This is a genomic window from Pseudomonas sp. BP6 (genome assembly GCF_017875935.1).
Classification (GTDB): Bacteria; Pseudomonadota; Gammaproteobacteria; order Pseudomonadales; family Pseudomonadaceae; genus Aquipseudomonas; species Aquipseudomonas putida_Y.
The window spans coordinates 5,249,765-5,266,191 of record NZ_JAGINI010000001.1 but is presented as its reverse complement, the minus strand read 5'-3'; the positions used below and the strand labels follow the sequence as shown (position 1 = coordinate 5,266,191).

The 16,427-nt window shown below is 61.3% G+C and carries 14 protein-coding genes; 10 read left to right on the top strand and 4 right to left on the bottom strand.

Annotated features, from left to right (window positions below; all coding sequences use genetic code 11):
- Positions 1-59: 59 nt before the first annotated feature.
- On the bottom strand, positions 60-347 hold the full coding sequence (locus tag J3A98_RS23850; RefSeq protein WP_176683014.1) for a DUF2782 domain-containing protein: 288 nt from the start codon (positions 345-347) through the stop codon (positions 60-62).
- 75 nt (positions 348-422) lie between these two features.
- Between J3A98_RS23850 and polA the strand changes: the two genes are divergently transcribed.
- Entirely contained in the window at positions 423-3,170 is a 2,748-nt protein-coding gene (gene polA / locus J3A98_RS23845) for a DNA polymerase I (RefSeq protein ID WP_209968917.1), read from the top strand.
- A 545-nt stretch (positions 3,171-3,715) separates the two neighbouring features.
- Here polA and yihA read toward each other — a convergent pair.
- Positions 3,716-4,348 (bottom strand): ribosome biogenesis GTP-binding protein YihA/YsxC, encoded by a 633-nt coding sequence (yihA, locus tag J3A98_RS23840; protein ID WP_003252993.1) that lies wholly within the window; start codon positions 4,346-4,348, stop codon positions 3,716-3,718.
- A 201-nt stretch (positions 4,349-4,549) separates the two neighbouring features.
- Between yihA and J3A98_RS23835 the strand changes: the two genes are divergently transcribed.
- The 7 genes from J3A98_RS23835 to J3A98_RS23805 all read left to right on the top strand — a co-directional run bounded on the left by J3A98_RS23835 (position 4,550) and on the right by J3A98_RS23805 (position 11,788).
- Positions 4,550-4,852 carry a c-type cytochrome gene (locus tag J3A98_RS23835; RefSeq protein WP_209968914.1) on the top strand — a complete coding sequence of 101 codons (303 nt, stop codon included), beginning with the start codon at positions 4,550-4,552 and terminating at the stop codon, positions 4,850-4,852.
- Positions 4,853-4,883: 31 nt separating this feature from the next.
- Positions 4,884-5,501 carry a c-type cytochrome gene (locus J3A98_RS23830; protein WP_176683016.1) on the top strand — a complete coding sequence of 206 codons (618 nt, stop codon included), beginning with the start codon at positions 4,884-4,886 and terminating at the stop codon, positions 5,499-5,501.
- A gap of 151 nt (positions 5,502-5,652) precedes the next feature.
- A complete protein-coding gene (dsbA, locus tag J3A98_RS23825; RefSeq protein WP_020191156.1) occupies positions 5,653-6,285 on the top strand; it encodes a thiol:disulfide interchange protein DsbA in 633 nt (210 codons plus the stop codon).
- A gap of 12 nt (positions 6,286-6,297) precedes the next feature.
- Positions 6,298-7,152, top strand: a complete 855-nt coding sequence (locus J3A98_RS23820; RefSeq protein WP_103443600.1) for an endonuclease/exonuclease/phosphatase family protein — start codon at positions 6,298-6,300, stop codon at positions 7,150-7,152.
- Between the two features lie 27 nt (positions 7,153-7,179).
- Positions 7,180-9,117, top strand: a complete 1,938-nt coding sequence (locus tag J3A98_RS23815; RefSeq protein ID WP_209968910.1) for a GGDEF domain-containing protein — start codon at positions 7,180-7,182, stop codon at positions 9,115-9,117.
- 77 nt (positions 9,118-9,194) lie between these two features.
- On the top strand, positions 9,195-9,983 hold the full coding sequence (locus J3A98_RS23810; RefSeq protein WP_209968905.1) for an N-acetylmuramoyl-L-alanine amidase: 789 nt from the start codon (positions 9,195-9,197) through the stop codon (positions 9,981-9,983).
- A 206-nt stretch (positions 9,984-10,189) separates the two neighbouring features.
- Positions 10,190-11,788, top strand: a complete 1,599-nt coding sequence (locus tag J3A98_RS23805; RefSeq protein WP_209968903.1) for an EAL domain-containing protein — start codon at positions 10,190-10,192, stop codon at positions 11,786-11,788.
- A 14-nt stretch (positions 11,789-11,802) separates the two neighbouring features.
- On the opposite strand, the gene J3A98_RS23800 is transcribed toward J3A98_RS23805, so the two are convergent.
- Positions 11,803-13,584, bottom strand: a complete 1,782-nt coding sequence (locus J3A98_RS23800) for a KinB sensor domain-containing domain (protein WP_209968899.1) — start codon at positions 13,582-13,584, stop codon at positions 11,803-11,805.
- Positions 13,581-14,927, bottom strand: a complete 1,347-nt coding sequence (gene algB / locus J3A98_RS23795) for a sigma-54 dependent transcriptional regulator (RefSeq protein WP_209968896.1) — start codon at positions 14,925-14,927, stop codon at positions 13,581-13,583. The genes J3A98_RS23800 and algB overlap by 4 nt, the downstream gene beginning before the upstream one ends.
- Before the next feature lie 209 nt (positions 14,928-15,136).
- Between algB and J3A98_RS23790 the strand changes: the two genes are divergently transcribed.
- Together J3A98_RS23790 and J3A98_RS23785 are read left to right on the top strand one after the other, a co-directional pair.
- The gene (locus J3A98_RS23790) at positions 15,137-15,958 is read left to right on the top strand and encodes a BON domain-containing protein (protein WP_209968893.1); all 822 of its coding nucleotides are present in this window, start codon (positions 15,137-15,139) and stop codon (positions 15,956-15,958) included.
- Between the two features lie 174 nt (positions 15,959-16,132).
- On the top strand, positions 16,133-16,423 hold the full coding sequence (locus J3A98_RS23785) for a hypothetical protein (protein WP_209968889.1): 291 nt from the start codon (positions 16,133-16,135) through the stop codon (positions 16,421-16,423).
- Positions 16,424-16,427 lie beyond the last annotated feature (4 nt).

Below are 16,427 nucleotides of genomic sequence, written 5' to 3'. Positions count from 1 at the left end.
TGCCCATACGGGCACTTCCGCCGGGAAGTGCCGGGTTGATGTGAACGGTGCGCGTCAGCTTACCACTCGAAGATCTTCCAGGACGGAATCAGCATGTCCGGCTGGTCGGATCGAATGAAATTGGCATCAGTGCCATCGGCGCGTACCAGAAAATAAGGCTTGCCGTTTTTCGGCGTGATCTTGATCGCATACAGGAAGCCGTTCTGCCGGTATTCCTGGATGGTTCTATCGCCTTCCGTGCGAATGGTCACCTCGGGATCGGCCGAGGGGGCGTCGTCCGCCGCCAGGGTGACGACAGGCGTGGTTGCCAACAGGCCGAGCAGTAACAGGCGATTGAGTGTGCGCATGATAACCTAGTCCCTTTGTCGTCAATGATTCTGGCTATTCTAGCGCCGGACCCGTCGAAAAGGTTGATTCTGCTCATGAGCCAAGCGCCCCTCGTCCTGGTGGACGGTTCCTCCTACCTTTATCGCGCCTTCCACGCGCTGCCACCGCTGACCACGTCCAAGGGCATGCCGACCGGTGCGGTGAAGGGTGTGCTGAACATGCTCAAGAGCTTGCGCAAGCAATACCCCGACAGCCTGTTCGCCGTGGTGTTCGACGCCAAGGGCGGCACCTTCCGCGATGCCATGTTCGCCGAGTACAAGGCCAACCGCCCCAGTATGCCGGACGACCTGCGGGGACAGATCGAGCCGCTGCACGCCAGCGTCAAGGCACTGGGCTACCCGCTGCTGTGCGTGGAGGGTGTCGAGGCTGACGACGTGATCGGCACCTTGGCGCGCAGCAGCGCCGCCCTGGGTCGCCCGGTGATCATCTCGACCGGCGACAAGGACATGGCGCAATTGGTGGACGGGCACATTACCTTGGTCAACACCATGACCGGAAGCGTGCTGGACGTGGCTGGCGTGCACGAGAAATTCGGCGTCGGCCCGGAACACATTATCGACTTCCTGGCCCTGATGGGTGACAAGGTCGACAACATCCCCGGCGTGCCGGGCGTGGGCGAAAAAACGGCGGTGGGGCTGTTGACCGGCATCGGCGGCGGTCTCAGCGACCTTTACGCCAACCTGGACAAAGTGCCAGCGCTGGCCATTCGCGGCGCCAAGACCTTGCCGGCCAAGCTGGAGGAGCACCGCGACGCGGCATTCCTGTCCTACGAACTGGCCACCATCAAGGTTGACGTGCCGCTGGATGTGGAGGTCGAGGCGCTGGTGTGCGGTGAACCTGACCGCGAGGCGCTGCTGGCGTTGTACACCGAGATGGAGTTCAAGAGCTGGGTCGCCGAAGTGCAGCGCGATGCGGCCAAGGCCGGTGACGATGTTGCCCCGGCCGTGGAGCCTGCGGCCAAGGTCGAGCCCAAATACGAAACCATTCTCGACCAGGCCCGTTTCGACGCCTGGCTGGAGAAGCTGCGCCAGGCACCGCTGTTTGCCTTCGACACCGAGACCACCGGCCTGGACGCCCAGCAGGCGCAGTTGGTCGGCCTGTCCTTCGCAGTCGAGCCGCATGAAGCGGCCTATGTGCCGCTGGCCCACGATTACGAAGGCGCGCCGGTCCAGCTGGACCGCGAGGCCGTGCTGCTGGCGCTGAAACCACTGCTGGAGGACCCGGCCAAGGCCAAGGTCGGGCAGAACGCCAAGTACGACATCAACATCCTCGCCAATGGCTCCCCCGCCATCGAGATGCGCGGTGTGGCCTACGACACCATGCTCGAGTCGTACGTGCTGAACTCCACCGCCACCCGTCATGACATGGACAGCCTGGCGCAGAAGTACCTCGACCACACCACGATTGCCTTCGAGGACATCGCCGGTAAGGGTGCCAAGCAGCTTACCTTCAACCAGATCAACCTGGACAAGGCCGGCCCCTACGCCGCCGAAGACGCCGATATCACCCTGCGCCTGCACCACGCATTGCAGGCCCGCCTGGCACAAACGCCGAGCGTGCAACCAGTGCTGATGGATATCGAGATGCCGCTGGTGCCGGTGCTGGCCAGGATCGAGCGCCAGGGTGCTCTGGTCGATGCCGAACTGTTGAAAGTACAGAGCGGTGAGCTGGGCGTTAAGATGGCTGAGCTTGAGCTGCGTGCCTACGAGCTCGCCGGTGAGGCGTTCAACCTCGGCTCGCCCAAGCAGCTGGGCGCGATCCTTTACGACAAGCTGGGCATGCCGGTGCTGAGCAAGACTGCCAAGGGCCAGCCATCCACCGCCGAAGCAGTGCTCGACGAACTGGCCGAGCAAGGTTATCCGCTGCCAGAGGTGCTGATGCAGTACCGCAGCCTGAGCAAGCTCAAGAGCACCTATACCGACAAGTTACCGGGGCAGATCAACCCGCGCACCGGGCGTATCCATACCTCCTACCAGCAGGCCGTGGCGGCCACCGGCCGGTTGTCGTCGAGCGACCCGAACCTGCAGAACATCCCGATCCGCACCGCTGAAGGCCGGCGTATCCGCCAGGCCTTCGTCGCCAGCCCGGGTTACAAGCTGCTGGCGGCAGACTATTCACAGATCGAGCTGCGCATCATGGCCCATCTGGCCAAGGACGAAGGCTTGCTGCATGCCTTCCGCAACGACTTGGACGTGCACCGCGCCACGGCAGCCGAAGTGTTCGGTGTGGCCCTGGAAGACGTCACTACCGACCAGCGCCGCAGTGCCAAGGCTATCAACTTCGGCCTGATCTACGGCATGAGTGCCTTTGGCCTGGCCAAGCAGATCGGCGTCGACCGCAAGCAGTCGCAGGACTACATCGACCGCTATTTTGCCCGTTACCCCGGCGTGCTGGCCTATATGGAGCGCACTCGTGCCCAGGCGGCCGAACAAGGCTTTGTCGAAACCCTGTTTGGCCGCCGGCTGTACCTGCCTGACATCAATGCCAAGAACCCTGCCCTGCGCAAGGGCGCCGAGCGCACGGCGATCAACGCGCCGATGCAGGGTACTGCTGCCGACATCATCAAGCGGGCCATGGTCAAAGTGGATAACTGGTTGAGCGAGAGCGGGCTGGATGCCCGGGTGATCCTGCAGGTGCACGACGAACTGGTGCTTGAGGTACGCGAGGACCTGGTGCAGCAGGTGAGAGATGAAATTCGCCAGCACATGAGTCAGGCCGCCCAGCTGGATGTGCCGCTGCTTGTCGAAGCAGGCGTTGGTGCGAATTGGGACGAAGCTCACTGATTGAGCAGGTAAAACTGTGTAGGATCTGCGGCGTAGTGACGCGGATCCTGGCACTGCTCAGTGCCGTGGATGCTTAAGTTTCATGAAACTATCGCAAATAGTTTTATGGGCTTCGGAACTAAACCGGTGAAGCGGAACTCAGAGTAACTGAATGGCTGGTGAAGCCCTTCGATGCTCCTATGTTGTGTTAAGTGTTGGCAGATATCTGGACCCCGCCCTAGCGGTCCGGACTTGGACCCCGAACTTCCCCCTCCCCATACGAAGTCCGGGGTTTTTTTTGCCCGGAATTTGCTGGATGGCTTGTACTGAGCCCTTGTAGGAGCGGGTTTACCCGCGAATGCGATGTCGAATTCACCGCTGCATTCACGGGTAAACCCGCTCCTACAAGGGCCTGCGCCCACTCACCAAAGCGTGTCCAACCCCGATCAGGTGTAGGAGCGGGTTTACCCGCGAATACGGTAGTGGCGGCAACGATGAACGGCAGGTGGAGAGCAGGCCCGGCCCTTTCGCGGGTAAACCCGCTCCTACGGTTCAGGCGCAAAGCATCAAATGACCGGCTTGTCTTCCAGTTCCATCCAGTCCGCCAGCACTCGGTAGGCGTCTTCCACGCCCAGGCGCTTGGGTGCCGAGAACAGCTGGATAGTAACGCCATCCCCCCAGCCCTTGCGGATTTCCGACTGCACTTTCAGCAGTGTGTTCTTGCCCGCGCCGTGGGTCAGCTTGTCGGCCTTGGTCAGCAGGATGTGCATCGGCATGCTGCTGGCCTTGGCCCAGTCGAGCATCATCTTGTCGAAGTCGGTCATCGGGTGACGCACGTCCATCATCAGGATCACGCCACGCAGGCACTCACGGCTGCCCAGGTAGGCTTCCAAGTGTTTCTGCCAGTGCTGCTTGAGCGGAATCGGGACTTTTGCATAACCATAGCCCGGCAGGTCGACCAAACGCCGTTCATCGTCCAGACTGAAGAAATTCAACAGCTGGGTGCGCCCGGGAGTTTTCGAGGTACGCGCCAGGCTGGCATGAGTCAGGGTATTGAGGGCGCTGGATTTGCCGGCGTTGGAACGGCCGGCAAAAGCCACCTCGTAACCCTGGTCGTCCGGGCATTGTTCGACCTTGGCTGCGCTGAGGGCGAATTTGGCTTTCTGGCAGAGGCCGAGGATGGGGTTCTTGACTTGCATGGGATATCCGATGTGGGTGTTGCCTGACTTTGTAGAGCCAAGCCTGGCAAGCGGTGTCGTTTCCGTTTGGATGGCGGAAGTATATAATGCCCCAGTTTTTGTGTGCTCATTCTCCCAGCGAAGGAGAACGGGCATGGGGTGTCGAACAATAGCTCGCGCAACAGAACGCAGCGCGGCCCCCAACCCTGAAGGTCGTTCCGCATGGCGAAATGGCTGCTTGCTGTCGGTATGTTCCTGCCGTTTTTCAGCGCACAGGCTACACAGGATCCCGAGGTGTTGTACAACCGCACGTGTGCGGGCTGTCACACCGGGCAGTTGCCACAGGCACCCAGACGGGGTGACCGGGCAGCTTGGGAGCCAAGGCTGGCGCAAGGCATGGATGTACTGGTGAAGCACGTGACCCAGGGTTTCAAGGCTATGCCGCCGCGTGGATTGTGCATGGACTGCAGTGCCGAGGACTACCGTTTGGTCATCCTTTGGATGAGCGGCAGTCCCGATACATAACATTTCACCCTTAGCCGTGTTGGATTAGCTGATGAACAAACTAGTCGTGAGTCTGCTGTTGACCTTGGGTGTCGCTGGTGCGGCCACTGCTGCGCAACCTATCAAAGGCGATGCCGCCGCTGGCCAGGCCAAGACCGCCGTCTGTGGCGCCTGCCACAATCCCGACGGTAACAGCCTGGCACCGAACTTCCCGAAACTGGCTGGCCAAGGCCAGCGCTATCTCGAAAAACAACTGCACGATATCAAGTCGGGCAAGCGTACCGTGCTGGAAATGACCGGCATGCTGACCGCATTCAGCGACCAGGATCTGGCCGATATCGCCGCCTACTTCTCCAGCCAGAAAGGCAGCGTGGGTGCCGCCGATCCCAAGCTGGTCGAGCGCGGCCGTGCGCTGTTCAACGGCGGCGACCTGGAGAAGGGCATGCCAGCCTGCACTGGCTGTCACTCGCCTAACGGCGCGGGCATCGCCCTGGCCGGCTTCCCGCACCTGAGCGGGCAGCACTCGCAGTACGTGGCCAAGCAGCTCACTGACTTCCGCGAAGGCAACCGCACCAACGATGGCGATGCCATGACCATGCGCACCATCGCTGGCAAGCTGAGCAACCACGACATCGAAGCGTTGGCCAGCTACATCCAGGGCCTGCATTAACCTTCGGTTAATGTTGTAGGCCAATGATGAAAGGGCGGCCGGGCTGCCCTTTTTTCCGTCCGCAGCCGTTACACTACAGAACTCGAGCCCTTCCCGGCCTGTCTCAGTACAGGTCGCGTCGTGGCGACCCATGACTGCTCAGGAGTAAAGCATGCGTAAACTGATTCTCAGCGCTGCGCTGGTCGCCGCCAGCGTATTCGGTATGACTGCCGTTCAGGCCGCCGAGCCTGTTGCTGGCAAGGAATACATCGAGCTGAGCAACCCTGTTCCGGTTTCCGTGCCCGGCAAGATCGAAGTCGTCGAGCTGTTCTGGTACGGCTGCCCGCACTGCTACCACTTCGAGCCGACCATCAATCCTTGGGCTGAAAAGCTGCCCAAGGACGTCAACTTCAAGCGCGTACCGGCCATGTTCGGTGGCCCGTGGGATGCACACGGCCAGATGTTCCTGACCCTAGAAGCCATGGGCGTCGAGCACAAGGTGCATGCTGCGGTGTTCGATGCCATTCAGAACCAGCACAAACGCCTGACCGACAAGAACGACATGGCCGACTTCCTCGCCACTCAAGGCGTGGACAAGGACAAGTTCCTCGCCACCTTCGACTCGTTCGCCATCAAGGGCCAGGTCAAACAGGCCAAGGAACTGGCGAAGAAGTATGAAATCACTGGCGTACCGAGCCTGGTCGTCAACGGTAAGTACCGCTTCGACCTGGGTACTGCCGGCGGACCGGAAGGCGTGCTGAATGTCGCCGACCAGTTGATCGACAAGGAGCGCGCCGCCAAGTAGGCGGCATAACCCATGCCCCGCTTCAGAGCTACGCGTGGCATTGGCCTGCACGAGCCGCAGGTCAACGAACATCACCTGCAGGCCCCGGGCCTGCCTGAGGATGGCCGTCTGCGGCTGCTCAGTTTCAACATCCAGGTGGGTATAAGCACCGAGCGCTACCGCCATTACCTGACGCGTAGCTGGCAGCACCTGCTGCCGCATAACGGGCGTGCCGGCAACCTGCAGAAAATCGGCAGGCTGCTGGGCGACTTTGATCTGGTGGCCTTGCAGGAGGCCGATGGTGGCAGCCTGCGCTCGGGCTACGTCAACCAGGTCGAACACCTGGCCCACTTGGGGGCCTTCCCCTATTGGTACCAGCAGCTAAACCGCAACCTTGGGCGTTTTGCCCAGCACAGCAACGGCGTGCTCAGCCGCCTGAAGCCGCAACTGCTCGAAGACCATCCGTTGCCTGGCCCGGCCGGGCGTGGTGCGATCCTGGTGCGGTTTGGCGAAGGCGACGATGCACTGATAGTGGTGATGATGCACCTGGCATTGGGGGCCAAGACACGCGCCCTGCAGTTGGGTTATATCCGCGAGCTGATTGGCGGTTACCGTCACCAGGTGCTAATGGGCGACATGAACACCCACGCCACCGATCTGCTCGAGCACTCGCCGCTGCGCGACCTGGGCCTGGTCGCCCCACAAGTCGAGGCCACTTTCCCCAGCTGGCGACCGCAGCGTTGTCTTGATCATATTCTGCTCAGCTCAAGCCTCACGCTGGAGCGTGTAGAGGTGCTGGCGCAGCCAATTTCGGACCACCTTCCCGTTGCTGTCGAGATTCGATTGCCTGATGCATTGACTGTGGATACGCTGCCGGTTTTGAGCTAATTGCCATCACCGTTTGCGGACCTGGGCATGACTGAAGACGCTGAGCGCTGGAAAGAAAAATACCTTAAAAGCATCGAGCAGCAAGAAAAGCTCGAACGCCGTTGGGATGCCCGTCTTGACCTGCTGCGTCGCGGCCTGGTGCGTACCACCCTGGCTGCCGAAGGCAGTGACAAGGTGGTAGACGAATGCATGAAGGAAATGCGCGACGTCATTCGCAGCGGCAACATGGACGCCGGCCTCGCCGGTTTGATTCCGCGCCTTGAGAAAGCTGTACTGGATTCTGAACAGCGTCGCGAAGCCCGCATGAACCAGGTCAGCGATGCGCTGACCGCACTGGTTAGCCAACTGCAAGGTCTCCCGTTACCCAGCGATATTTCGCGGTCATTGAAGAAGCTGGCGAAGAAGCTCGACGGCGGGGTTGCCCAGTCACGCGAGCTGCCGCCACTGTTGGGCGAGTTGAGTGGCTTGCAGGGGCGCGCGCTGTCGGCCCTTGGCAAGACGGGTGAAGAAGCCCGGCCGGGTTTTCTGCAGCGGTTGTTTGGAAGCCGCGAGGAAGATGCACAGGTAGGCGCAGAGCTTGCCCCGGTGGCGTTGCCAGTTGCAGAGGTTGTGCCCTTGGCAGCTGGCAGTATCGAGCCCTCGCGGCCCGATGACGTCGATGCGCTACAACCGCTGGCGGCCCCTGCTGCTCCGACTGCCGAGGTGGCCGAAGCGCCCGAGCTTGAGCTGGAGGCATTTGGCCCGGCGCTGATCGAAACGACCGAAATGCCGCCAGCCCCGTTGCCACAGCTTAAAGCGCCAGTGCCGGACGCTGCAGTTGCTGCCAGCGAGGCATTGGCTGAAGCAGAACCCTTACAAGCCCTTGAAGAAATCTTTGGTGAAGACGGCCCCTATGCCCTGCCTTATGCAGTGGAGCCGCCATACAGCCAGGTTGCCGCGCACATCGAGCAGACCCTGATCGGTCTGCTCGATGACCTCAGCCTGCCCGAGCGACACAAGGCCCAGGCGCGGGAAATGCGCGAGCGGGTTGCCCGCGGATTGAACTGGTATGAGCTGATCCCGGTGCTGGATGACTTGGCAGTACTCATGCTGGCAATCACCGACAGCGGCCAGCACGAATTCGAAACCTACCTGCAGCAGCTCAACGAACGCCTGGAAGGTTTCCAGAGCCATCTGCACGAGGCCAGCGCCGGCCATGCTGACAACAGCACCGCTGCCCGGGAGCTGGATAGCCAATTGCGTGAGCACGTCGACGGCCTGCAGAGCAGCGTGCAAGGTGCCGCTGATGTAGACAGCCTCAAGCACATTCTGGAAAACCGCCTGGAAGGCTTGCTGGTGACCATGGACGAGCACAAGCACGAGCGTGATCGCCGCGAGCAGGAATTGGCCGGTCGCCTGCAAGGCTTGTCGGAGCGGGTGGCGAGCATGGAGCATGAGGCGCTTGGCTATCGCGAGCACTTGGAAGAGCAGCGCCAGAAAGCCCTGCTGGACCCGCTCACCGGCCTGCCCAACCGTGCGGCCTGGAGCGAGCGGGTCGAACGCGAAATGCTCGACTGGCAAGAAAACGGCGGCCACCTGGCGATGGCGATTCTTGACCTGGACCATTTCAAGCGCATCAACGACAACTATGGGCATCTGGCTGGGGACAAGGTCCTCAAGATCGTTGCCGACCAGTTGCGCAAGCGCCTGCGGGGTCGTGATTTCATCGCCCGGTTTGGCGGCGAGGAATTCGTCCTGCTGCTGCCGCAGACCACGCCGGCAGTCGCCGCGCAAATGGCCGAGGTGTTGCGCGCCACAGTCGAAGCCTGCCCATTCCACTTCAAGGGTGAGCGGGTGGTGATCACCACCTCCATCGGCCTGGGCGCATTCCGTTCCGGCGAACGCAGTAACCAGGTGCTCAAGCGAGCCGATGCAGCGCTGTACCGGGCAAAGGAGCATGGGCGTAATCGCGTCGAGCAAGGCTAGCCAGCCACCGTCTCTTCGGCAGGCACAGCGCAGGTGAGCACGTTATACTGTAGCGCTCATACGCTGAGGCCACTGACGTGCTTTCCACGCTTAAAAAAACCCTGATTTCCTTTTTGCTGTTGTCTGTTGCCGGTTGCTCGACGGGCCTGCGCATCGACCGCAGTCATCCTTCTGCCAATCAGGACAACCGCATCCAGTTCGTTGTCCTGCATTACACCAATGCTTCGCTGGAGCGATCCCTGGCGCTGCTTACCCATGGTGAGGTCAGCAGCCATTATCTGATCGGCGATGGCCCGGCCACGGTGTATCAACTGGTGGATGAAAACCGTCGTGCCTGGCATGCCGGTGATAGCCAGTGGCAGGGGCGCACCTGGCTGAACTCCTCGTCCATTGGTATCGAGATCGTCAACCCGGGCTTCACCAATACCCCGAACGGCCGGGTCTGGCACCCTTACAGCGAGGCGCAGATCCAGTCGCTGATCGCGCTGCTCAAGGACATTGTCAAACGCAACAACATCGAACCACGCCATATCATCGGCCACAGTGACATCGCCCCGCTGCGCAAGCTGGACCCGGGACCATTGTTCCCGTGGAAGCGCCTGGCCGATGCCGGGCTGGGTGTCTGGCCGGATGCCAGCGCCGTGGCACGGCAGCAGGCCTACTTCAGCGTCAACCCGCCAAGCGTTGGCTGGTACCAGCAGGAGCTGGCACGGTTTGGCTATCAGATCGATCAGACCGGCGTGCTGGATGTAGCCACACGCCATGTGATCGCCGCGTTCCAGATGCGCTTCCGCCCGCAGCGCTTCGACGGCATGCCGGATGCGCAGACAGCAGCGATGCTGCAGGTACTTAACCGCATGCGTTGAGTCACGGCGGGCGGGGTATTAGTTGCAGCAGCCTTGCGCTGCGAAGAGGCGGGTTAGGTCGACGCAGTTGTATCGACGTTAATGGTCTCATCGCAACCATAAGGCTGCTTCTACAAAGAGCGTGGGTGGATTGCAGCGAAGCGCCAAACGGTGAGGGTGATTCTTGATTCAGTTGCTATACCTTGGTTATCAACTGGATGCCTTTGATGTCAGCCTTCATCGCCTTGCTGCGCCAAATTTTTTACCGTCCCTGGATGCTGGCCACTTTGGCAGCGCTGGCCAGCGCCGCGGTGTTGCTCTCTGCCAGCATCGGCATTGCCCTGCAACAAATGAAACAAAGCGAAAGCGAACAGATGAATGCCCAGGGCGAGCGTTTTCTGGAACGGCTGGAACAGGTGTTCGGCCAGTTGCGCGAAGGGGTCGACCTGCTGCAGGCCCAACCCCTGCGCGGATGCAGCCCGGCGATGCTGGCAGCCTTGCAACAGGTTGGCCTGAACTCGCGGTTCATCTATGAAGCTGCTTATGTGGATGGTGATGTTGCCTGCTCCAACCGCGGTGATGAGCGAGCGTTCGTTCCCTTGCGGGCGCCGGATATCCAAGGGCCGACGTACAGCTACTGGCTTAACACCACCACCGAGCCGAACGAGAACCTGGCAGCACTGATGCTGGGCCGTGGCAAGTTTCTGGTTTCCACCTCCCGTGGGCATTTGACCGATGTGGTGGACCTGCCCCCGGGCGGCAGCCTGGTGGTGGTGCTGGACAACGGCGCCCGGGCCATTCCGGTGCTCGGCCCGCCACAGGTTTGGCCACCGCCCTCGGCCTGGTCGACCAGCCACAAGTCGCTACTGGAACTCAGCGACCGGCTGATCTACCGAATGCCGACCAAGTCGCCGGATTACCAGTTGGTGTTGATCGCCCCCAGGGCCAGTCTGCCGCTGAGGATGAACGGCATGCTCTGGTTGCTGTTCCCCGGTAGCGTGCTGGCGGCCTGCTGCATCGGTTGGTTGGTACTCCAGTTGATTTTGCAACGGCGGTCGATGAGCTCAGAGTTGCAGAATGCCTTGCGTCGTGGAGAGCTGCAGGTGCTCTACCAGCCAATCATCGAGCTCGACAGCCGGCGCTGTGTGGGCGCCGAGGCCTTGGTGCGCTGGCGTCGCCCGGACGGCACCCTGACCAGCCCGGACCTGTTCATCCCGCTGGCGGAAAATACCGGGCAGATTCGCCAGATCACCGACTTTGTCCTGCAGCGCGTGCTTGAACAGCTAGGACAGCTACTGCGCTCGCACCCCAAGCTATACATATCGATAAACCTGGCGGCCTGCGATGTCATGGTGCCACGTATTGGCCGGGTGGCGGCGCGCTTGTTGGCCTTGCATCGAGTGGCACCCAGCCAGATTGCCTTCGAGGTGACCGAGCGCGGCCTGATCGACGTGGTGGTCGCCCGTGACAACCTGCAGGCGCTACGCGCCGTGGGGCACCAGGTGCTGATCGACGATTTTGGTACCGGTTATTGCAGCCTGGCCTACCTGCAAACCCTGCCAGTGGACTGCCTGAAGATCGACAAGGCATTCATCGACGCTCTGGGCCACGATGCCGCCAGTAGCGGCGTGGCCCCGCATATCATCCGCATGGCCCATGACTTGCACCTGCGGGTAATTGCCGAAGGTATCGAGTTCGAGGACCAGGCGGTCCTGCTGAACAGCGAGGGGGTCAATTATGGCCAGGGCTGGCTGTTTGCCCGGCCGCTGAACGCCCGGCAGTTTGCCGAGTTGGTGACTCGCGGACACCTGCCGCGGCGGGTGTAGGTGCGGTAAAGCAGTCAGACCGGCAACGCCATGTAGAACTGGGTCCCCTGCCCCGGCCGAGAAAACACGCCCATGCGCCCTCCGTGCAACTGCACAATCTCCTTGCACAGCGCCAGACCCAGCCCAGCACCGCCTTTCTTGCGACCTACCTGCACGAAGGGCTCGAAGATGCGCCCTTGCTGCCCATAGGAAATGCCCTCGCCGTTGTCCTCGACGCTGATGATCACCCGTTCCCCATGGCGTCGGGCATGCAGGCGTATGCGCCCGCCGTTGGCAGTGTGGCGGATGGCGTTGTGCAGCAGGTTGTCCAGCACCCGGTCCAGTTGGGCGACGTCGGCCTGGATACGCGGTAGCGGCGGGTCCAGTTCCTTGATCAGTTCGATCTGCTTGTTCGCAGCCTGTTCGGCAAAGCGCAATTGCGCCTGCTCCAGCAGTTCGTCGATGGCACAGGGGGCCAGCTCGAGCTTTTGCAACCCGCTCTGATAACGGGAGAAGTTGAGCAGGTCATTGATCAGTTGGGTCAGGCGCTGCATTTCTTCGCCGATGGTTTCCAGCAGGTCGTACTCGCGGGCCTCGGGCGGGAACTTTACCCGCTCGCGCAGCAGGCCGAAGGCCATGTGCATGCCGGTCACCGGGGTACGCAGTTCGTGGGAGGCGCGCAGCACGAATTCGCTGCGCACCCGCTCGAAGGCCCTTTGCTCGGTCACATCGTGCAGCACCATCACCGCGCCGAGGATTGGCCCCTGCGGGTGGCTGACGGGGGTCAGGCTGTAGGTGAGCAGACGTGATTCTTCATCGACCTCCATGTTCAGGTCGTCCGGTGGGCGGTCGAGGCTGCCCCCGCGCAGAACCTGGCGCAGTTGTTGCTCAAGCTCGGGGCGCTGCAAGGCTTCGACCAGGCTGCTGCCCACGCGGCTGTCGTTCCAGCCCAGCTGACGCTGTGCCACCGGGTTGAGGTGCTCGAGGCGGCCCTGGCGGTCGATGATCAGCAGGCCGTCGTCGATGCTGTCAAGCACGGCTTGTAAACGCTGCTGGCCGGCCAACAGTTCGTCAACGTTGGTGGCCTGGTGCTTGCGCAAGGCATCGGCCATCAGACCAAAACGGCGGGTCAGCTGGTTAAGCTCGGCGGCCTGGGTGACTGGCAAGGTAACGTCGAAATTGCCCTTGCCCAGTTGGTCGGCTGCCTTGGCCAAGGCTTCGATCGGTTGGCCGAAACGCCGGGCGATGTTGTGCGCGGTGATAAAGCCCAGTACCAATACCACCAGCCCCATCAGGCCGAGTACACTACTGACCAGCAAGGCGCGGTCACGGGTGCGTTCCTCGCTACGGGTAATCAGGTCCAATGCCTGCTTGTGGGTATCGATCAGGTCGGTGCGCACCTGATTGAACGCAGCCCCAAGCGGCTGATCGACACCCATGCTGCGAGCGGGTGTGGCGCTGTCGCGATAGGTCTGGAGGAAGGACTGGTAATTGCTGCTGGCCTTGCTGAAACCGGTGCGCTCACCACCTTGCTCCAGCCCTTGGTTGAGCAGGTCCTGGAAGTTGTCCTGCAGCAGCCGTAGGCTTTCCGGGGCGGTGTTTTCATCGAGAATAAGCATCAGCTGTTCGCCCAGGTTCTGGCGCAACTTCAGCCCCACTTCCAGGGCATGGGTGGTATCGCGCACCAGCTGCTGTTGCACTGTAGCCATCTGCAGCATGCTGACCAGGCCCAGCAGCAGCCCTAGCAACGCCACAGTGATGAGCGCCGAGATACTAAGGAAAAGCCGCGTGCGCAGCTTCATGGGCGGCCATTTCATAGGTTGTACTGCTTGCGCTTGCGGTACAGGGTAGAAGCATCGATGCCCAAGGTCTTGGCGGCTTGGTCGAGGGTATCGCTGGCGGCCAGTACGGCACCGATATGGGCACGTTCCAGCTCATCCAGGCTAAGCGCGGCACCTACGCGTGGGGCATTGCCGGCGGGTTGTTCGCCCATGCCCAGGTGGCTGATTTCCACGCGTTCCTGCGGGCAGATGATGCTGGCCCGTTCCACTACGTTGCGCAGTTCGCGAATGTTGCCGGGCCAGCGGTAATTGAGCAGGGCGGCGCGCGCCTCATCACTGAAACCACGGGCGGGTCGGGAGTATTCCTTGACGAAACGGGCGAGGAAACGGTCGGCCAGGATGAGGATGTCTTCACTGCGCTCGCGCAGGGGGGGCAGGTGCAGGGTAATCACGTTCAAGCGATACAGCAGGTCTTCGCGGAAGCGGCTTTCGCGCACCATCTCTTCGAGGTTTAGGTTGGTGGCAGCCAGGATACGCACATCGGCACGTCGGGTAACCGGGTCGCCGACACGTTCGTATTCCTTGTCCTGAATGAAGCGCAGCAGTTTGGGTTGCAAGGTCAGCGGGAAATCGCCGATCTCGTCGAGGAAGAGTGTGCCCCCGTCAGCCTGGTTCACCCGTCCCAGGGTGCTTTCGCTGGCGCCGGTGAAGGCGCCGCGGGTATGGCCGAATAGCTCGCTTTCCATCAGCTCGGCGTTAAGCGACGGGCAGTTGATGGTCACACAGGCTTTGCGTGCACGCTTGCTCCAGCCATGAATGGCACGAGCCAGCTCGCCCTTGCCGGTACCCGATTCTCCAAGGATGAGGATGTTGGCGTCGGTGATGGCGACTTGGCGGGCAGTTTCAAGCACCGACATCATGGCCGGGCTATGGGAATCCAGGCCGTCCTTGGGCTTGCGTACTTCACCTTCCAAGGCTTCCAGGCGCGCAGAAAGCTGGCGCACCTCCAGTTGCTTGGCGGTGGCCAGGCGCAACTGGTCGGGGCTGCACGGTTTGACCAGGTAGTCGGCAGCGCCGGCCTGTATGGCGTCTACTGCGGTGTCGATCGCCGAGTGCGCAGTGACGATCACCACCCGCATCCACGGGGCCTGGATACGCATTTGCGCCAGCACGTCGAGGCCGTTGTCTTCACCCAGGCGCAAATCGAGGAAGCACAGGTCGAACACCTGGCGTTGCAGCAGGCTCTCTGCCTGGGCGGCACTGTTGGCCGTGGCCACACTGTAGCCCTCGTCTTCCAGGCAGTAGCGGAAGGTGCGCAGGATTGCGGACTCGTCATCCACCAGCAGAATGCGGCCTTGGTTGTCCTGGGCTGATTCCATTTCCTGTGCTCCTTAGGATAGATCTTTATTTAGTGTGGGAAAAATCGGGCAAGTTGCATGGTCAATTCTGAAGGATTCTGTCCTTTGCATGCTAGCCAATGGCCAAACGATGCCCACGAGCCGCGATTCTTCAATGATTTGCTTAGAGGCACGCGCTGGCACATTGGTTGCGATGATTTTCAGATTTTGCCCACGAAGGAGGCACTGTCATGCCCTTTTCCCTGCGTACAGCCGTTTTGGCCGCCACCCTGCTGCCAATATTTACCCCAGCATTCGCCGACCCTGTGCAGGACGCGCGCCTGGAAGGCGCCCTGCAAACCGCTTTGTCACTGAACCGGATGCTCGACCCATTTCGTATCAAGGTTGAAGTGAACGGCAAGCAGGCGCGGCTTTCCGGTGAGGTGGAGAACGAGGTCGAGCGGCAGTTGGCCGAGGACGTGGCCCGTGCTACCCGGGGTATCGAACAGGTAGAGAACCTGCTGCAGCTTAATACCCAACTGGTGGAGCGTCCGCTGGAGCTGCGTGCCTACGCCCAGCGCCTGGAAGACGTGACCCTGGCGGCTGTGGTGCGTGCTCGGCTGTTGTGGAGCCGTACCACCGAAAAGGCACCTATAGAAGTACAAAGCAGTGAGGGTGTGGTGACGTTGCGTGGCAAGGTCGACAGTGCCGAAGCCAAGGAGCTGGCGGGCGTGCTGGCGCGTACCACCGACGGCGTGTATCTGGTCAACAACCTGGTCAGCCTCGATACCGCCGCCATGGCTAAGGCGCGGGAAACACCAGTGGGCGCGCCAACCGGGCCGCAACCAAGCGACAGCTGGGTCGTCGACAAGATCCAGAGCAGCTATCGCTTCAGTCGCAACCTCGATGGCCTGAACCTGAAGGTGGCCAGCGAAGCAGGCATGGTGCGGCTCTCGGGCGAGGTGGTTAGCGCGGAGCAGAAAACCATCGCTGTGGAGATCGCCCGGCAAATCATCGGCGTACGGGGCGTGGATGCTGACCTGCTGAAGGTGGCCACCAAGGTCGAAGGCTGATCGTGCAATTCGCACGAACCCACAGGCGCCATCGTGCAGGATACGTCCTCGTGGTGTAGTTGCTTATTGTATAACTAGTTGATTTATAACGATTTTATAAAAATCAAAAGGCTGGCATGCAGGCTGCAATTACCTGTTCAGGTTTGAACAAAAATTACAGCAGGAGGAGCCAGCATGAATCGCCAACCCGTCAACCGCTCGCAGAGCGCCGCACTGCCTTTGCGCCAGGTGCTGACACTCGGCATGGCGATGCTGCTGACCTTGGCCGCTGGCCTCTTCTATTACAGCTTGCAGACGGCGCGTCTGGCTGAGCAGGTGGCAGCTCAAACTGCCCTGTTGACGCAGATTCAGGTAACTCGTGCCAACACCTTGGCCAAGGCCGCTGACTGGCAGCCAGCTAGCCAGGCCATTGCCTCACCGGCCACTGTGGAAAAAGTTGTTCCCCAGGAGCGTTGGGTTTTTTGACCTG

What these genes read in the sequence shown, in the direction of transcription:
- J3A98_RS23835 (WP_209968914.1), top strand. Translation starts at nt 4,550, where the DNA reads ATGGCGAAATGGCTGCTTGCTGTCGGTATGTTCCTGCCGTTTTTCAGC.
- J3A98_RS23805 (WP_209968903.1), top strand. Translation starts at nt 10,190, where the DNA reads ATGTCAGCCTTCATCGCCTTGCTGCGCCAAATTTTTTACCGTCCCTGG.
- J3A98_RS23850 (WP_176683014.1), bottom strand. Translation starts at nt 347, where the DNA reads ATGCGCACACTCAATCGCCTGTTACTGCTCGGCCTGTTGGCAACCACG.
- polA (WP_209968917.1), top strand. Translation starts at nt 423, where the DNA reads ATGAGCCAAGCGCCCCTCGTCCTGGTGGACGGTTCCTCCTACCTTTAT.
- algB (WP_209968896.1), bottom strand. Translation starts at nt 14,927, where the DNA reads ATGGAATCAGCCCAGGACAACCAAGGCCGCATTCTGCTGGTGGATGAC.
- J3A98_RS23790 (WP_209968893.1), top strand. Translation starts at nt 15,137, where the DNA reads ATGCCCTTTTCCCTGCGTACAGCCGTTTTGGCCGCCACCCTGCTGCCA.
- yihA (WP_003252993.1), bottom strand. Translation starts at nt 4,348, where the DNA reads ATGCAAGTCAAGAACCCCATCCTCGGCCTCTGCCAGAAAGCCAAATTC.
- J3A98_RS23800 (WP_209968899.1), bottom strand. Translation starts at nt 13,584, where the DNA reads ATGAAATGGCCGCCCATGAAGCTGCGCACGCGGCTTTTCCTTAGTATC.
- dsbA (WP_020191156.1), top strand. Translation starts at nt 5,653, where the DNA reads ATGCGTAAACTGATTCTCAGCGCTGCGCTGGTCGCCGCCAGCGTATTC.
- J3A98_RS23785 (WP_209968889.1), top strand. Translation starts at nt 16,133, where the DNA reads ATGAATCGCCAACCCGTCAACCGCTCGCAGAGCGCCGCACTGCCTTTG.
- J3A98_RS23820 (WP_103443600.1), top strand. Translation starts at nt 6,298, where the DNA reads ATGCCCCGCTTCAGAGCTACGCGTGGCATTGGCCTGCACGAGCCGCAG.
- J3A98_RS23830 (WP_176683016.1), top strand. Translation starts at nt 4,884, where the DNA reads ATGAACAAACTAGTCGTGAGTCTGCTGTTGACCTTGGGTGTCGCTGGT.
- J3A98_RS23815 (WP_209968910.1), top strand. Translation starts at nt 7,180, where the DNA reads ATGACTGAAGACGCTGAGCGCTGGAAAGAAAAATACCTTAAAAGCATC.